A 15873-nucleotide genomic window follows, 5' to 3' on the forward strand; every position below is an offset into this window, starting at 1 on the left:
ATGCTGTGACGGGCGTAGTGTCAGTGGCAGGCCGTACGCTGATTCGCATGGGACGGGCGAATGATGAGGCCGCGGCGGCGCTGGAGGAGTACGCGGATCTGTTCGCGCTGACGGGCGGCGACGCGTTCCGCGTGCGGAGCTACCAGAAGGCGGCCAAGGCGATCGCGGGGTTCCCCGACGACCTCCGGCAGACCGACGTCCGGAAGATCCCCGGCGTGGGCGAGGCGATCGCCAAGAAGGTCGAGGAGTTCCTGGCCAGAGGGAGCTTCCGCCAGCTCGACGACCTGCGCGGCCGGGTGCCCGAAGGCGTGCGCAGGCTGACCAGGATCCCCACGCTCGGCCCCAAGAAGGCGCTGTTCCTGTTCCAGGAGCTCGGCATCGACTCCCCCGTGGCCCTCGCCGAGGCGATCAGGGCGGGGCGGCTGTCGGGCCTCAAGGGGTTCGGAGCGAGGACCGAGGAGAACCTCCTCAAGGGCATCGAGCAGATGGAGCAGTCGGGGCGGCGCGTGCACCTCGGCGTGGCGATGGACCTCGCCGAGCGCGTCATCGCCTCGCTGCCCGCCGACAAGATCGCGTACGCCGGGTCGCTGCGCAGGATGCGCGAGACGATCGGCGACATCGACATCCTCGCCGTCGGCCCGGTCGAGCTGATGGAGATCTTCGTCGGCCAGCCGTACGTCGCGGAGGTCATCGCGCGGGGCGAGCGGAAGACGTCGGTGCGGACCGACCGAGGCATGCAGGTCGACCTGCGCGTGGTCCCCGCCGAGTCGTGGGGCGCGGCGCTCGTCTACTTCACCGGCAGCAAGGAGCACAACGTCCGCATCAGGGAGATGGCGGTCAAGAAGGGCTGGAAGCTGTCGGAGTACGGCCTGTTCGACGGCGACGACCGGGTCATCGCCGCCCAGAGCGAAGAGGACATCTACCACGCGCTGGGCATGGCGTGGGTGCCGCCGGCGCTCCGGGAGGACGGCGGCGAGGTCCGGGCCGCTCTGCGCGACGAGCTGCCCCGCCTGATCGAGCTCGGCGACATCAAGGGTGACCTGCACACGCACACCGACCTGACCGACGGGATCGCGTCGCTGGAGGATATGGTCGCCGCCGCCGCGCGGCGCGGCTACTCCTACTACGCGGTGACGGACCACGCGCCCGACCTGGCCATGCAGCGGATGACGCTGGAGAAGGCCCTGGAGCAGCGCGGACAGCTCGCCGATCTTCAGGCGAAATATCCGGACATGCGGTTGCTGCACGGCACCGAGCTCAACATCGCCCCCGACGGCGCCGTGGACTGGCCCGGGGACGTGCTGCGAGGCTTCGACGTCTGCGTCGCCTCGGTCCACTCGCACTTCACGCAGTCGCGAGACGAGATGACGCGCCGATTCATCGCGGCCTGCGAGAACCCGGACGTCCACATCATCGGCCATCCGACCACCCGCAAGATCGGCAAGCGGCCGCCCGTCGACGCCGACTGGGACGCGGTCTTCCGCGCCGCCGGCCGCACCGGCACCATCATGGAGATCGACTCCTATCCCGACCGCGCCGACCTGCCGTCCGATCTCGTACGGCTCGCGCGCCACCACGGCGTGAAGTTCTCGATCGACAGCGACTCGCACGCCATCCCGCACCTGGCCCACCAGAGGTTCGGCGTGGGCATCGCGCAGCGGGCGTGGCTCACGACAGACGATGTCGTCAACACCTGGCCCCTCGACCGCCTCCTCGCCTTCCTCCGCAGGTCATAACCGAGCCCTCTCAGCGGGGCACCACCAAACCGGTCCTGCGGGCCCGCCGAAACCCGCCGGCCTACCGTGTCGTCGATCTTCGGGGGTACTCTGCCTGCTCCCCCCGAGATCGATGAGGCATCGTGCTCTGCACCCACTGTGGCCGGGACACCGTTCCCGGCTGGACCGCCTGCCCCGTCTGTGACGCGTCACCCCCGGAGCCCGCTCGCGCTCCGGCCGTCCTTCCGCCTCCGGCCGTCCTTCCGCCTCCGGCCGTCGCGGAGGCGCCACCCCGCCCGCGCAGGATCGCCGACCGGGTCGTCTCCGTGTCGATGCTCGTCGTCCTCGGCCTTCAAATCGCCGGGCAGTCGATGCTGGCTCCGGTGACGCAGTTCGGACCTTTCGATCTCGCCGTTTTGGCGCTGTCCATGGCCCCCATTGTCATCGCCGCAGTGCTGCTCCAGTTCAGGCGGACCGCCGCGGCGGGTACAGGCCTCTTCCTCGGCCCCTACGCCGTCGGGCTCTTCGTGAGCGCCCTGCTGTACCTCGGGCCGCCTTCTCCCGTGGCTGTGAACGAGCTCACTCCATTTCAGTTGGCCGGGGCGATCGGGCGTGTGACGCTCGTCCTCGGGGTTGTCGCGTGGCATCGGCAAGGGCGCTTCGCTCAGGTGAAGGGCCGTCACCGCACGATCGCCGCCGGTGCGCTGCCGCTGGTCTACCTCGCCGCCGACTGGCTTCCGTGGGTACGCATCCCGGTTACAGGACTGGACGGCCCCGGATTCCTGGACTGCTGCGTGATGTTCCGCTACGAGCAGGACGTGTACCAGGACTTCGCAGATCTCGCCATTGCTGTCGGGGCCGTTGTGGTGCTCGCGGTCGCGGGGGGATTCGCGTCTCGGGGGGTCGCCGGCGGGCTGGCGATGGGGGCGGCGGCGGAATTCCCCCGGTCGCTGCTCATCCCCCTCAGCGGCGGACCGATCCTGCTGCCCGGTTACTGGCTCGCCGTGGGCGCTGTGGCGGCGATGTTCGTGTACGGGTTCCTCCTGTTCACCCGGGGGCGGTCATCCAGTGAGGCCCCGTCGTAGCGCTGTGCACCTCACCCGCTATTAAATGGTTTCCTAGTAGGTAATACCGGGAGGTGGTCCGCGTGGACACGAGCAGGCACGTCCTCTGTACCTTGGGGGACATCACCCCTCTCGCCGAGGGCGCGCTGTCCCCCATAGTCAAACCTCTGCCCCCGGAGCTGTTCGTGGTGCACGGGTCCTGCGCCGAGACCCGCTGGGAGGCCATGCGGGGCCAGAGCTACCACGTCCCCAACGACCGGTTCTTCGTCCGCAACCACACCTGCACACCCCTCATCGACGCCTCGACCTGGCGGCTGCGCCTGCACGGCACGGGCCTGCGCGCTCCCCGCTCCTTCACCTACGACGACCTGCTCGCCCTCCCCGCGACGACCCTCGAGTGCGCGATCGAGTGCGCGGGCAACGGGCGGTCGTTCTTCGCGTCCCAGCAGGGGCGCCGCGCGTCCGGCACGCCCTGGCGGCTCGGCGGCATCGGCGTCGCCCGCTGGCGCGGCGTGCCGCTGTCCACCCTCCTGGACCTCGCCGGGATCTCCGGCGACGCCGTGGACGTCCTCCCCACCGGCCTCGACCCCGAATACGTGGACAACGGCGTGAACCTCGGCCACGTCCGCCGCCCGATCCCCGTCGCGAAGGCCCTCGACGACGTGCTGGTCGCCTACGAGATGAACGGCGAGCCGCTGCCGCCCGACCATGGCTTCCCCGCCCGCCTCGTGGTCCCCGGCTGGATCGGGATCGCGTCCATCAAGTGGCTGGGCGACATCGAGGTCTCCACGGCGCCGCTGCCCTCCCCCTGGAGCACGGAGACTTACCGTCTGGGCAGCGAGCCGCTGACGACTCAGGTGGTCAAAAGCGCCTTCGAGCTTCCCTGGAACGCGACATTCCAGGCGGGCCGGGCGCACGTCCTGTACGGCAGGTCCTGGTCGGGCACCGGCCGGATCGTCCGGGTGGAGGTCAGCACCGACCACGGCAGGTCGTGGCGGCCCGCCCGCATCCGGCAGGACGGCCCCGCCGGCGGCTGGGCGCTGTGGGAGGTCGAGTGGTCGCCCGCCGAGGCCGGGCCGTACGCGCTGAGGGCCAGGGCCGTCGACGACACCGGCGCAGATCAGCCTTTGCGCACGCCGTACAACACCATGGGTTATCTCTTCGGCGGGATCGTCGATCATCCCGTTACCGTCGTGCCCTGAGCGGGAATGTCCTCCGGCAGTCAGCTGGGCGGGCGTTTCGCGGACAGGTGTGAGCGGGGCCGTGTCGTGCTGAAGGAACCTTCCGGAGATTCCCGCGAAATGTCCCGGTAACTCTGTGCCGTGATGATGGTTACACTCCGGAGCTAGCAAGGGGGGACGGCCATGCGCCAGCTGACGGCACTCGACGCGCAATTCCTCGGTGTCGAGTCGGCCACGACGGCGGCCCACGTCGCCGGGGTGGCGATCCTCGACCCGGCCTCGGCTCCGTCCGGCACCGTGACCCGCCAGTGCCTGATCAACCTGCTGCGCGAGCGCATCCACCTTGCCCCTCCCCTGCGGATGCGGCTGGCGGGGCTGCCGTTCGGCCTCGACCGGCCGTACTGGGTGGACGACCTCGATATCGACCTCGACCATCACGTGCGCGAGGCGACCCTTCCGGCTCCCGGCGACGAGCGGCAACTCGCCGCGCACGTGGCGCGGATCCACGCGCGGCGGCTCGACCGGACGCGCCCCCTCTGGGAGATGCACCTGATCCACGGCCTCGCGAACGGCCGGGTCGCCCTCTACGCCAAGGTCCACCACTGCGCCATCGACGGCGTGTCCGGATCGGAGATCCTCACCTCGCTCTTCGACCCCTCCCCCGAGCCGCGCTTGGTGGAGGCCACGGCGGAGATCACGCGCGAGCGCGGGCCGGGCCTGCTGCCGATGCTCGCGGGAGCGGTCACCCGGTCGGTCGCCCAGCCCGTCCAGACGCTGCGCTCGATGGCCCGCGCCGCCGCCGACCTCGACGCGATGCCGGTCGTCTCGGCCCTGCCGGGCGCCCGTCTCGTGGCCGGGCTGACCCGCCGTATGGGCGGCGACTCCCGGCCGCTGCCCGCGCTGCCGTCGATCATCGCGCCGCGGACACCGTTCAACGGGCCGGTCTCGGGCGAGCGGGTCTTCTCCTTCGGGTCCATCCCGATGAGCGAGGTCAAAAGCGTCGCCCGAGCCTTCGGGATGAGCCGCAACGATGTCGTCATGACCCTGTGCTCCTCGGCGCTGCGCCGCTGGCTGACGGCGCATGACGCGCTGCCCGGCCGTCCCCTCGTCGCGGCGGTCCCCGTCGCGGTCCGTACGGCGGGCGGGGGCGGCGGGATCGGCAACCAGATATCGGCCATGATCACTCCGATGGCGACCGACGTGGCCTGCCCGAGGGAGCGGCTGACGGTCGTCCGCTCGACCATGGCGGCCGCGAAGCGGCGCTTCGCGGTCTCCCGCAGGACCTGGATGAGCGACGTGTGCGCGATGTTCCCCTCGGCCTTCTCCGCGCTGGCGACGCCGGCGCTGTTCCGCCTGGCGGGCCTGGCCGGGGCGGGGGTCAACCTGATCGTCTCGAACGTGCCCGGCCCGCCCGTCCCGCTGTACATGTGCGGCGCGCGGATGCTGTCCTACCACCCGATGTCCGTCGTGACCGACCTGACGGGCGGCATCAGCATCACGTGCGTGTCCTACGACGGGCGGCTCGACTTCGGCATCGTCGCCTGCCCCTCGCGGGTGCCGGACGTGTGGAGCGTCATCGGTCACCTCCATGAGGCGATGGAGGAGCTGACCGCGCTCGTCGAGCACGAGGACGAGGACGAGAGCGCCGACGCTCCCATTAAGGTTCCCGCCTAACCGAGCGCGTGGGCGATCAGCTCGGCGACCGCGTCGGGGTCGATGTGGTGGCCGGTGAGCAGGCACAGGCTCTCCTGGTAGAGGAGAACGGCGGCGAACGTGGCCGCCGCGGCCTCCAGCCGCGCCGCGTCGCCACGGCTGCCCGGCAGGGCCAGCTCCAGCGCGAACCTGGCCCGCCGGATGATCTCGCTATTGAGGCGGCCCAGCCGCTCCCGGACCGAGCGGTGGGTGTCGGCCTCCCGGAACAGGATGCGCCGCATCGCCGGAGAGGCCCGGAGCGGGAGCATCTGCGCCAGCTTCGACAGCGTGCCCGCGGCGTCGCCCGGCACGGCCTCGACGTCCTCCTCGGTCACGACCGTCCGCTCGTCGACCAGCGAGATCAGCACGTCGATCTTGCGGGGGAAGTAGTGGAAGACCAGGCCCTTCGGAACGCCGGCCAGCTCGGCGATCCTCGCGGTCGGCGTCGCGTCGTACCCGCCGCCCGCGAACAGCTCCTCGGCCGCGTCGAGGATCCGGGTCCGCGCGTCGCCGTCCGGCAACCTCCTGTTCACGGGCACGACGATAGCCATACCTGGCACCCCCACACCATGACGCCACGGACAGGGCACCCTTCGGTGTGGGGGCTTGCGGCAGGAATCAGTGCTGGACGGCCTTCTCCGCCCCGACGCCGGTGAGCGAGCGGACCTCGATCTCGGCGTACTTCTCCGCGTTGTACTCCTTGCTGAGGACGGTGCCGAGGTAGCCGAACAGGAAGCCGAGCGGGATCGACACGATGCCGGGGTTCGACAGCGGGAACCAGTGGAAGTCCACGTCGGGGAACATGGCCGTCTTCGAGCCGGAGACGACCGGCGAGAAGATGACCAGGACGACGGCGGAGATCAGGCCACCGTAGATCGCCGACACCGCGCCGGCCGTGTTGAACCGCTTCCAGAACAGGCTGTAGAGGATCGCCGGGAGGTTGCCCGACGCGGCGACCGCGAACGCGAGCGCCACGAGGAAGGCCACATTGAGCGACTGGGCGAGGATGCCGAGGACGATCGCGACCGCGCCGATGACGAACGCGGACAGGCGGGCGACCAGCACCTCCTCCTTGTCGGTGACGTTCCCCCGCTTGAACACGTGGGCGTACAGGTCGTGCGCGAAGCTCGACGAGGAGGCGAGCGTCAGGCCGGCGACCACGGCGAGGATCGTGGCGAACGCGACCGCGGCGATGACCGCGAGCAGGATCGTGCCGCCGACGTCGCCGAAGATCTGCCTCCCGATCTCCTCCGCGAGCTGCGGCGCGGCGGTGTTGCCCGCCGCGTTGGCCGTGGAGATCTTCTTGGACCCGACGATGGCCGCCGCGCCGAAGCCCAGGACCAGGGTCAGCAGGTAGAAGACGCCGATGATGCCGATGCCCCACATGACCGACTTGCGGGCGTCCTTCGCGGTGGGCACGGTGTAGAAGCGGATCAGGATGTGCGGCAGGCCCGCCGTGCCGAGCACGAGAGCAAGCCCCAGGCTGATCAGGTCGATCTTCCCGGCGATTCCCTGCGCCTCCGTGCCGTACTTGAGCCCGGAGTTGAGGAACGCGCCGCCCTTGCCGCTCTGCGCCGCCGCGTCGCCGAGGAGTTTCGACACGTTGAACCCGAACTTGCCGAGGACGAGCAGCGTCACCAGGGCGGCGCCGGTCATCAGCATGACGGCCTTGACGATCTGCACCCAGGTGGTGCCCTTCATGCCGCCGATCACGACGTAGATCACCATGAGCAGGCCGACGGCGACGATCGTCCACATCTTGCCGGAGTCCGACTTGATGCCGAGCAGCAGTCCGACCAGGGCGCCCGCGCCGACCATCTGCGCGAGCAGGTAGAAGATGCTCACCGTGATCGTGGAGACACCGGCGGCCGTGCGGACCGGGCGAGGGCTCATCCGGAAGGCGAGCACGTCGGCCATCGTGTATTTGCCGGAGTTCCGCATCAGCTCCGCGACCAGCAGCAGCGCCACCAGCCACGCGACGAGGAATCCGATCGAATAGAGGAACCCGTCGTAGCCCGACAGGGCGATGATGCCCGCGATGCCGAGGAACGACGCCGCCGACATGTAGTCGCCGCCGATCGCCAGGCCGTTCTGCACGCCGCTGAACGAGCGGCCGCCCGCGTAGAAGTCGGTCGCGTCCTTCGTGTGGCGGCTCGCCCAGAAGGTGATCCCCAGCGTGCCTGCGACGAAGACCAGGAAGAGGATGGTGGACAGGGTCTCGTGCTTCACTTGGTCTTCTCCTCCACCTTGTCGCGAAGCTCGTCGGCGAGCGGATCGAGCTTGCTCGCGGCGTGCCGGGAGTACGCCCAGGCGATCAGGAACGTGGACACGAACTGGAGGAGGCCGAAGACCAGGGCGACGTTGATGTTGCCGAAGAGCTTGGTGCCCATGAAGCCACGGGCGAAGCCGGACAGCACCACGTACAGCAGGTACCAGGCGAGGAACGCGACGGTCATCGGGAAGGCCCAGGAACGGTACCGGCGGCGCAGCTCCTGGAACTGGTCGCTGGCCTGTATCTCTTCGTAGACCGACGAGTCGTGCTGAACGGTCACGTGCCCTCCTTCGACAGTGATCTGGATCACCTCAACGTAGGAGCGCGGGCCGTTCCCATCGAGACCCGGACGCCGCCGCGTCGCCCAGCCGTACCGGTCGCTCGGCCACCTGGGCTGGGCATGCGGCGAAAGGTCGGTTGCGTGCGCCCAACGGTCTCCGGCCCCCTCAGATCGAGCGGGGATGCCAGTCGCCGCGGTCGACGTTCAGCGTCTCCGGGGTGTGCAGGCGCACCATCGTCCGGGCCACACCGCGCGGCACCCGCGACGGCGTGAGCAGCGACACCACCACCATGACGGTGAACGACACCGGCACCGTCCAGGCCGCCGGCTGCGCCAGCAGGGCCTCGGTCCACCCCGTGTACGGCCCGCCGACGATGGTCGCCAGGACCGCCGCGCAGGCCAGCCCACCCCCGATGAGCAGCCCCGACAGAGCCCCGGCCGTGGTCAGCCTGCGCCACCAGATGCCTAGCACGAGCAGCGGGCAGAACGACGACGCCGCCACCGCGAACGCCAGCCCGACCACGTTGGCGACCGGCAGCGACCGCGCCATCCCCGCCAGCGCGAACGGCACGACCACCGCGACCGCCGTGGCGACCCGGAACGAGCGCACCCCGCCGCGCAGGATGTCCTGGGCGATCACCCCGGCGACCGAGACCGTCAGCCCCGACGACGTGGACAGGAACGCCGCGAACGCCCCGGCCGTCACGAGCGCGGTCAGCAGCTCCCCGGCGATCCCGCCGACCAGCCGTCCGGGCAGCGTCAGCACCACCGTGTCGGTGGCCGGAAGGCCGTACACCCGCCCGAGGAACCCGTAGATCGCCGGCATCAGGTAGAACGCGCCCAGCAGGGTCAGGACCACCAGGGTCGTACGGCGGGCCGCCCGGCCGTCCGGGTTCGTGTAGAAGCGGACCAGCACGTGCGGCAGGCCCATCGTGCCGAGGAACGTGGCCAGGATGAGCGAGTACGTCTCGTAGAGCGGGTGCTCCCGGCCGTGCAGCGGCAGCGCCCACGGATCGCCCGTCCGGAGCCCCGGCGAGCCGCCCGAGCGCCACGCGGCCAGCATGAACACCAGCGGCACGGCGAGCGCGGTGAGCTTCAGCCAGTACTGGAACGCCTGGACGAACGTGATCGACCGCATCCCGCCCGACAGCACGTTGACCGCGACCACCCCCGCGACCAGCAGCCCCCCGGCCCAGGTCGGAGCGCCCGTGATCGTACGGAACACCAGCCCGGCGCTCTGGAACTGCGGCATCAGGTACAGCCAGCCGATCAGCACGACCAGCACGCTCGACATCCGGCGCACGGCCATCGACTCCAGCCGGGCCTCCGCGAAGTCGGGCAGCGTGTAGGCCCCCGAGCGCCGCAGCGGCGCGGACACCAGCACGAGCAGCACGAGATAGCCGCCCGTCCAGCCGACCGGGAGCCACAGCATGTCCGCGCCGTAGGTCAGGATGAGCCCGGCGATGCCGAGGAAGGACGCCGCCGAGAGATACTCCCCGCCGATCGCCGAGGCGTTCCACAGGGGCGACACCGTCCGGGACGCGACGTAGAAGTCCGACGTCGTGCGCGACATCCTGATCCCGAACGCCCCGATCAGGAGGGCCGCCAGCATCACGAGAACGACGGCGACGATCCCGCTCACGAGGTCTCCCAGCTCACCGGCGCTCGACCAGGTCGGCGAAGTCCCGCTCGTTCCGCTCGGCCTGCCGTACGTACAGCCAGGCCCCCACGACGAAAGCGGGATAGATCACACCGGCGAGCACCACCCACGGCAGCGGCAGGCCAGCCAATCGCACCGCCCGGAGTTCCGGGACCAGGAGGAAAAGCAGCGGCAGCCCGCCGACCACGCACGCCAGCACAGTGCAGACGAACAGGCCGAGGCGGAACTGGGTCCTCACCAGAGACCGCATGTAGACCTCGCCGAGCCGCGTCTGCTCGTCTATTTCGCGCGTCAGCGGGTGGCGCGGCCTGCGGGCGGCGGCCGTGCGCGGGCTGGTCACCACGACCCTGCGCGGCTTGCCCGTCATCGCCTACCCCTCCCGCTTCGCTTTGCGGGCCCGGCGGACCAGGAGGTCGCGCAGCTCGCGGGTGTGGCGGCGGCTGACCGGGATCTCGGTCTCACCGACGCGGACGACGCATCTGCCGGAGTCGATGTGCAGCTCGTCGATGTGCTTGACCGCGACCAGGTGGCTGCGGTGGACCCGGAGGAACCCCGCCGACGCCCAGCGCTCCTCCAGCGCGGCCAGCGGGATGCGGACCAGATGGCTCCCCGTCGCGGTGTGCAGCCGGGCGTAGTCGCCCTGGGCCTCGACGTACCGAACCTCGGTGCTCGCCACGAACCTGGTCACGCCGCCCAGCTCGACCGGGATCGTGTCCGCCTGCGGCCCGGCCTCCGATTCGGTACGGCTGCCGCACACGCGCCTGATCGCCTCGGCGAGCCGCTCCGGCCTGACCGGCTTGAGCAGGTAGTCCTCGGCCTTGAGCTCGAACGCGTCGACCGCGTGATCCTCGTAGGCCGTCACGAAGACCACCTTCGGCGGCCTGGTGAACTGGGTGAGCAGCCGGCCGAGCACCACGCCGTCCAGGCCGCGCATGCGGATGTCGAGGAAGACGGCGTCCATCGGCCGTCCGTCGGCCATCGCCCGGTCGAGCAGCTTGAGCGCCGCCGCCCCGTCACGGGCGGTCAGGACGTCGCCGATCCGCGCGTCAGCCCTCAGCAGGTACGCCAGGTCCTCCAGGGCGGGCTGCTCGTCGTCCACCGCCAAGACCCGCAGGCCGCTCACCGATCACCCCTCTCACCACCCCTGAGGGTGCTGACCCGCACGGCCGGAAGTCAACGCCTCCCGCCATCACAACCGGGTCACGGTGAGGGGTGAGCTCCGGTCAGCCCCGCCGGCGGCGCACCAGCATGGCGGGGTCGATCAGACCGTGAACGGTTCGATGATCGTCGCCGACTCCCCCGCGCGCACAGAGTGGATCTGGCGGTATTCGCCCTCGACGAGCTTCAGATCGCTCAGATCATGCCTGTTTCACATGTCGGCGTCCTGGGCGTCAACGCTCGCCTGCCGGATCCGCTAAACGGACATCACGCCACTATGCCGAGGCCCTGCCTATCGATGATCAACAAAGTTGATCATCCGAAATGCCGTCGGAATAGCCAATAAGGCGATCGCAACACTGATGCCCGCTGCGGCCAGAACCGGCATTAAGGGAATCTCATAGGGGCCCGGAACTGAATCCGAAAATCGGAGTAGCACCCAGGCTCCAATTGTGAGACCGAGTCCAACGCCGACGGGAACTGCGGCCAGCGTCGCCAGCAACCCAAGCTTTCGATGCCGGAACGTCCGATAGGCGAAGGCCACTGCGACAACCGGATACACAATAACAAAATTTACCAACAAGCAGCAGACAAGCCATCCGGATGAATCCGGATGCATCAGATCAGACAAGCGGCCCTGACCAACGTCGATGTTATCCGCTCGTGGATTGGTGATAACTGCCCGGGACAGCACATAGAGGCCTCGGCTATTAAGGTTTTTTACCTGCCCCCAAGTTACCGGACCTGGCGTGTCTACGAGCCAATCCATTACACTCCCAGAGCTCGATGTATTGACTACACCAGTACCCGGAAAGGCAATGACGTCCGGACTATCCCTCCAGACGATATCAGCGGTCACCCCAACAACGACAAGGCGACTCCATTTGCTTTCAGGGTCAAAACTTGCTATCTCTGAACGAACCTGGTTGGCGACCCTTTCCTTAACGACAAGTTCACCATCGGCCTGCGGATATCTGCCGCTGATCAGAGGGTACATCCCACGGGTTAACGGGTCCCGCAGATCCAGTTCCCCGAATTCCTCTCGCCATCCCGTAAGGCTAATAGGAAAGGGGACTACTCTACTACCTTGCGGAAGTAAGGCATTAATCTCTTGAGCAGAGTAGAATGTTCGCTGATGGCCTGGCGATATGCCGCGGATCTCCGCAAGAACAGAATAGTCCTGCGTAACGTTACCAGAGTATCCAAGGTCCCGGATACGGGCATCAGCGGCACCCATTTCCCATGTCCGTCCCTCGACCGGAGAGACATGCATGGTTGCCTGCATAGTCAATATGGCGGTGAAGACAAGTACGGCAAGGCCAATAACAACCGCCGCAGCAAGAGTCGGGCCGCCGAGCAACGCGGTACGGAGGCGTTTACGCACCACAACTCTACGCTGTTTATCTTCGGCCATCGGACCGATCGCCTTTCAGCTTCAGGTTACAGAGGGCCAAAGGTCGTCCTTATATCGATAACGTATTCAGTCGGTTTTGTGCACTTGGTCCTGTGCGGCGGAGGCATACAGAGCCCGGAGTAGCGACCATTGTGGAGGTTGTCCACGCATTCCCAGTCAAGGCAGCTATAAGTGACGGTTTGGACTGTTAAGCCATTTTCGGCGTGCAGTTTCCAACTGTTGTTCATCGCATCCTTGATGGCGTCTTCATTCGATCCGGCGCCCGTCAGAATAGCCAGCAATCCGGCCGTGGCATCGCACCAGGGAGCTGCCGGCCCCCCAATGGCACATAGTGTGAGCATACCTCCGACTAGGCTTGACGGATTAAAACCCGAGTCTTTGTATTTTTCCATGTCCTTTTCGCTGATATAGTTCCTACACGTTTTCTTCGAATAATTGCTCTTAAGGTGCTGCTCTGCTACAGTCTCGCAAATTTGAGAGCTTCTGTCCCTCCAATCTGTGGCCGGGAACCGACACCTATGTGACCAACAGAGCCCCGAACTCCTCCTACGGCGGGTCGACGTTGCTCTATGTCGCGGACGCGTTCGGCGAGGTGGCGCGGTCGTTCATCGACTTCGACGGGCCCGCGCTCACCGGGGAGACCATTTCGTCGGCGACACTCAACCTCACGCATGACTACAACTCCCGGAAAAATCGACACCACGGTAAGCGGTGCCCCCGGCCGGCAGAAGCTGACGCTGATCCCGGATCCGGCCTTCCTGAACGCGCCTGACGCGGTATATCCGCAGGTCGTCGACCCGTCGTGCGGAAGGACGCGTTCCGTAATCGCTTCAGCGTGTCTTTACGGGTTTCAGTTGGCGGAGACGCCGGGGTGGTATTTGGGGACGCGGAGGGTGACCTTGGTGCCGGCATCCAGGCCGGTCTCGACCACCAGGCCGTACTCGTCGCCGTAGACCTGGCGGAGGCGCTCGTCCACGTTGGCCAGGCCGACGCCGCCCGCCCCCGAGCGGTCCTCCCCCGCGAGGACGCGCCGCAGCCGTTCGGGGTCCATGCCGATGCCGTCGTCCTCGACCGTGATCGCGCACTCGGCTCCCGCGTCCTCGGCGATGATCGTGATCCGGCCCACGCCGGGCTTGCCCTCCAGGCCGTGCCGTACGGCGTTCTCGACGAGGGGCTGGAGGCACAGGAACGGCACGGCCACCGCCAGCACCTCGGGGGCGATGCGCAGCGTGACCTGTAACTGGTCGCCGAACCGGGCGCGTTCGAGGGTGAGGTAGCGGTCGATCGACCGGAGCTCCTCCGCCAGCGTCGTGAAGTCACCGTGCCGCCGGAAGGAATAACGCGTGAAGTCGGCGAACTCCAGCAGCAGCTCGCGGGCCTGCTCGGGATCGGTCCGGACGAAGGACGCGATCGTGGTGAGCGAGTTGTAGATGAAGTGCGGCGAGATCTGCGCCCGCAGCGCCCGGACCTCGGCCTCCATGAGCATCGTTCGCGACCGGTCGAGCTCGGCCAGCTCAAGCTGCGAGTCGACCCAGCGGGCCACCTCCTGCGCGGCCCGGACCAGCCCGGCCGAGGCGTGGTCGCCGTACGCCGCGAGCGACCCGACCACGCGGTCGTCGGTGGTGAGCGGCACCACCACGGCGTGCCGTACGGGGCACTCGGGAAGGCCGCAGGCGAGCGCCAGCACCTGCGTGCGGCCGTCCTTCAGGGTCTCGGCGGCGTGCTCGAACGCCTCGTGTGCGTGGTGGTCCCCCGCGCCGTCGTAGACCAGCAGCTCCTCGCCGTTGGTGATGGCGATCGCGGGCGAGCCGAGCAGCTCCCGCAGATGCCGCGACGACTTCAGCGCTCCCGCCTGGGTGAGCCCTGCCCGCAGCGGCGGCGCCGCGAGCGAGGCGGTGTGCAGGGTCTCGAACGTGGCCCGCTCGGCCGGGCTGCTCCCGAGGTCGCGGCGGCCGCGGAGGACCCGCCACAGCACCACGGCCGGCACGCCGATGAGGACGATGACGACGAGCGCGGCGACGAGCGGTTCCACGTCGCCGGAGCCTACCGTGCCGACGCCTTTACGTTGTAGATTTCTTGAGCGCGTCGCGGACGCGGGCCGTGTAGTCCTCGATTTCCGCGTCGTCGGCGTACTTCACGCGCGGCCAGAAGAAGCCGCGCAGGCCGTCCTTGCGGTTGCGCGGCACGACGTGGACGTGCAGGTGCGGGACGCTCTGGCTGATCCGGTTGTTGATCGCCACGAAGGTGCCGGCCGCGTCCACGCCTTCCTCGACCGCGCGGGCAACGGCCTGGACCCGTTCAAAGAAGGGGCCGACCGTCTCGTGCGGCAGGTCGGGCAGGGTCTCCACGTGGGCGTGCGGCACGACGAGGACGTGCCCCTTGAAGACCGGCCGCGTGTCCAGGAACGCGGCCGCGACCTCGTCGGACAGCACCATGTATGCGGGCCTGTCCCCCGCGGCGATGTCACAGAACAGGCATCCGGCCAGGCGCGTCCCTGCGGCGATCATCTCCGTATTGTCCCCCACCAGTGCATGATCACGAACAGGGTCCGCCCAGGTCAGGCGACGCGCTCAGGAACTCGTGCATGATCACGGCAAGGGTTGTCGCAGCTCAGGTGGCATTTCCGGGAAGTGGTGCATGATCACGCGGGGTTGTGGGGGGTTTGCCAGCCGAGGGTGGTGGTGCCTTGGATGAGGGACTTGGCGATGATCAGGCGCTGGATGTCGTTGGTACCCTCGCCGATCACCATCAAGGGGGCGTCGCGGTAGAGGCGCTCGACCACGAACTCCTGCGAGTAGCCGTGGCCGCCGTGGACGCGCATCGCCTCGGTCGTGGCCCTCATCGCGACCTCCGAGGCGAAATACTTGGCCATCGCGGCCTCGCTCGTCACGGCCCACGACTCCGACCGCACGGCCGCCCAGTAGGTCATCAGCCGGGCGGCCTGGATCTCCGTCGCCATGTCGGCCAGCTTGAGCCGGATCGCTCGGCGATCATCCAGGTCGCCGGCGAGTGCGAGCCCAGGATTCCCGCCACGCCCATCCAACCGCGGGCGATCTCCTCGAAGACCAGGGCGAACGACACCCGGTCGAGATCGAGCCCGCCGTACCTCTCGGGGACCGTGATGCCGAACAGCCCCAGCTGCCGGAACCGCTCGACGATCTCGGCGGGGTAGCGTCCGGCGCGCTCCCACTCTGAGACCACCGGCACGATGTCCCTTTCGACGAACTCCCGCAGCGTCCGCTGGAAGAGCCGCTGGTCCTCGTTCAGCTCGAAGTCCATCCCGCCTCCCGAAGGCCGGTCGCGGCCCGCGTGTTCACGGGCGAGCCGAAGACGCAATTCGCCGTCGAACTAATGCCAACGTTAGTCGCACCGCCCAAGGGGAAACCGTTCACCCACGCCACGGGTCATGGATACGGTTTGACCGCGGGTTAATACGG

16 protein-coding genes are annotated in these 15873 nt (G+C 68.3%); 5 read left to right on the forward strand and 11 right to left on the reverse strand.

Going from position 1 to position 15873, the window contains the following annotated elements:
* Window positions 1–47: 47 nt before the first annotated feature.
* The 4 genes from polX (at window position 48) to ABH927_RS09030 (ending at window position 5634) form a co-directional block, all read left to right on the forward strand.
* Window positions 48–1736: a DNA polymerase/3'-5' exonuclease PolX gene (gene polX / locus ABH927_RS09015; RefSeq protein WP_370019808.1), complete on the forward strand. Its 1689-nt coding sequence runs from the start codon at window positions 48–50 to the stop codon at window positions 1734–1736.
* Window positions 1737–1858: 122 nt separating this feature from the next.
* Complete coding sequence (locus tag ABH927_RS09020; protein ID WP_370019809.1) at window positions 1859–2800, forward strand: hypothetical protein; 942 nt, start codon at window positions 1859–1861, stop codon at window positions 2798–2800.
* A 62-nt stretch (window positions 2801–2862) separates the two neighbouring features.
* Window positions 2863–3981 carry a sulfite oxidase gene (locus tag ABH927_RS09025; RefSeq protein WP_370019810.1) on the forward strand — a complete coding sequence of 373 codons (1119 nt, stop codon included), beginning with the start codon at window positions 2863–2865 and terminating at the stop codon, window positions 3979–3981.
* Window positions 3982–4143: 162 nt separating this feature from the next.
* Window positions 4144–5634: a wax ester/triacylglycerol synthase family O-acyltransferase gene (locus ABH927_RS09030; protein ID WP_370019812.1), complete on the forward strand. Its 1491-nt coding sequence runs from the start codon at window positions 4144–4146 to the stop codon at window positions 5632–5634.
* Here ABH927_RS09030 and ABH927_RS09035 read toward each other — a convergent pair.
* The 7 genes from ABH927_RS09035 to ABH927_RS09065 all read right to left on the reverse strand — a co-directional run bounded on the left by ABH927_RS09035 (window position 5631) and on the right by ABH927_RS09065 (window position 12436).
* The gene (locus tag ABH927_RS09035) at window positions 5631–6185 is read right to left on the reverse strand and encodes a TetR/AcrR family transcriptional regulator (RefSeq protein ID WP_370019814.1); all 555 of its coding nucleotides are present in this window, start codon (window positions 6183–6185) and stop codon (window positions 5631–5633) included. The two genes, ABH927_RS09030 and ABH927_RS09035, sit on opposite strands and share 4 nt — an antisense overlap.
* Window positions 6186–6270: 85 nt before the next feature.
* Complete coding sequence (locus ABH927_RS09040) at window positions 6271–7881, reverse strand: cation acetate symporter (RefSeq protein ID WP_370019816.1); 1611 nt, start codon at window positions 7879–7881, stop codon at window positions 6271–6273.
* Entirely contained in the window at window positions 7878–8204 is a 327-nt protein-coding gene (locus ABH927_RS09045; protein WP_370019817.1) for a DUF485 domain-containing protein, read from the reverse strand. The genes ABH927_RS09040 and ABH927_RS09045 overlap by 4 nt, the downstream gene beginning before the upstream one ends.
* 166 nt (window positions 8205–8370) lie before the next feature.
* Window positions 8371–9846 carry a cation acetate symporter gene (locus tag ABH927_RS09050; protein WP_370019818.1) on the reverse strand — a complete coding sequence of 492 codons (1476 nt, stop codon included), beginning with the start codon at window positions 9844–9846 and terminating at the stop codon, window positions 8371–8373.
* A gap of 13 nt (window positions 9847–9859) precedes the next feature.
* On the reverse strand, window positions 9860–10231 hold the full coding sequence (locus ABH927_RS09055; RefSeq protein WP_370019820.1) for a hypothetical protein: 372 nt from the start codon (window positions 10229–10231) through the stop codon (window positions 9860–9862).
* A 3-nt stretch (window positions 10232–10234) separates the two neighbouring features.
* Window positions 10235–10987, reverse strand: a complete 753-nt coding sequence (locus ABH927_RS09060; protein WP_370019821.1) for a LytR/AlgR family response regulator transcription factor — start codon at window positions 10985–10987, stop codon at window positions 10235–10237.
* A 327-nt stretch (window positions 10988–11314) separates the two neighbouring features.
* Entirely contained in the window at window positions 11315–12436 is a 1122-nt protein-coding gene (locus ABH927_RS09065; RefSeq protein ID WP_370019823.1) for a hypothetical protein, read from the reverse strand.
* A gap of 520 nt (window positions 12437–12956) precedes the next feature.
* On the opposite strand from ABH927_RS09065, the gene ABH927_RS09070 reads away from it, so the two are divergent.
* Window positions 12957–13208 carry a hypothetical protein gene (locus ABH927_RS09070; protein ID WP_370019825.1) on the forward strand — a complete coding sequence of 84 codons (252 nt, stop codon included), beginning with the start codon at window positions 12957–12959 and terminating at the stop codon, window positions 13206–13208.
* 78 nt (window positions 13209–13286) lie between these two features.
* On the opposite strand, the gene ABH927_RS09075 is transcribed toward ABH927_RS09070, so the two are convergent.
* The 4 genes from ABH927_RS09075 to ABH927_RS09090 form a co-directional block, all read right to left on the reverse strand.
* The gene (locus tag ABH927_RS09075; RefSeq protein ID WP_370019827.1) at window positions 13287–14468 is read right to left on the reverse strand and encodes a sensor histidine kinase; all 1182 of its coding nucleotides are present in this window, start codon (window positions 14466–14468) and stop codon (window positions 13287–13289) included.
* 28 nt (window positions 14469–14496) lie between these two features.
* A complete protein-coding gene (locus ABH927_RS09080; protein WP_370019829.1) occupies window positions 14497–14961 on the reverse strand; it encodes an HIT family protein in 465 nt (154 codons plus the stop codon).
* Between the two features lie 116 nt (window positions 14962–15077).
* Complete coding sequence (locus tag ABH927_RS09085; protein WP_370019831.1) at window positions 15078–15395, reverse strand: acyl-CoA dehydrogenase family protein; 318 nt, start codon at window positions 15393–15395, stop codon at window positions 15078–15080.
* Complete coding sequence (locus ABH927_RS09090; protein WP_370019833.1) at window positions 15365–15715, reverse strand: acyl-CoA dehydrogenase family protein; 351 nt, start codon at window positions 15713–15715, stop codon at window positions 15365–15367. Before ABH927_RS09090 ends, ABH927_RS09085 begins: the two co-directional genes overlap by 31 nt.
* Window positions 15716–15873 lie beyond the last annotated feature (158 nt).

It is taken from the genome of Planotetraspora sp. GP83, assembly GCF_041262585.1.
GTDB lineage: Bacteria > Actinomycetota > Actinomycetes > Streptosporangiales > Streptosporangiaceae > JAOEGB01.

Bases quoted from the DNA above. Each gene is read 5' to 3' on its own strand.
- polX (WP_370019808.1), top strand. From the start codon at position 48: ATGGGACGGGCGAATGATGAGGCCGCGGCGGCGCTGGAGGAGTACGCG.
- ABH927_RS09030 (WP_370019812.1), top strand. From the start codon at position 4,144: ATGCGCCAGCTGACGGCACTCGACGCGCAATTCCTCGGTGTCGAGTCG.
- ABH927_RS09055 (WP_370019820.1), bottom strand. From the start codon at position 10,231: ATGACGGGCAAGCCGCGCAGGGTCGTGGTGACCAGCCCGCGCACGGCC.
- ABH927_RS09065 (WP_370019823.1), bottom strand. From the start codon at position 12,436: ATGGCCGAAGATAAACAGCGTAGAGTTGTGGTGCGTAAACGCCTCCGT.
- ABH927_RS09085 (WP_370019831.1), bottom strand. From the start codon at position 15,395: ATGGCGACGGAGATCCAGGCCGCCCGGCTGATGACCTACTGGGCGGCC.
- ABH927_RS09090 (WP_370019833.1), bottom strand. From the start codon at position 15,715: ATGGACTTCGAGCTGAACGAGGACCAGCGGCTCTTCCAGCGGACGCTG.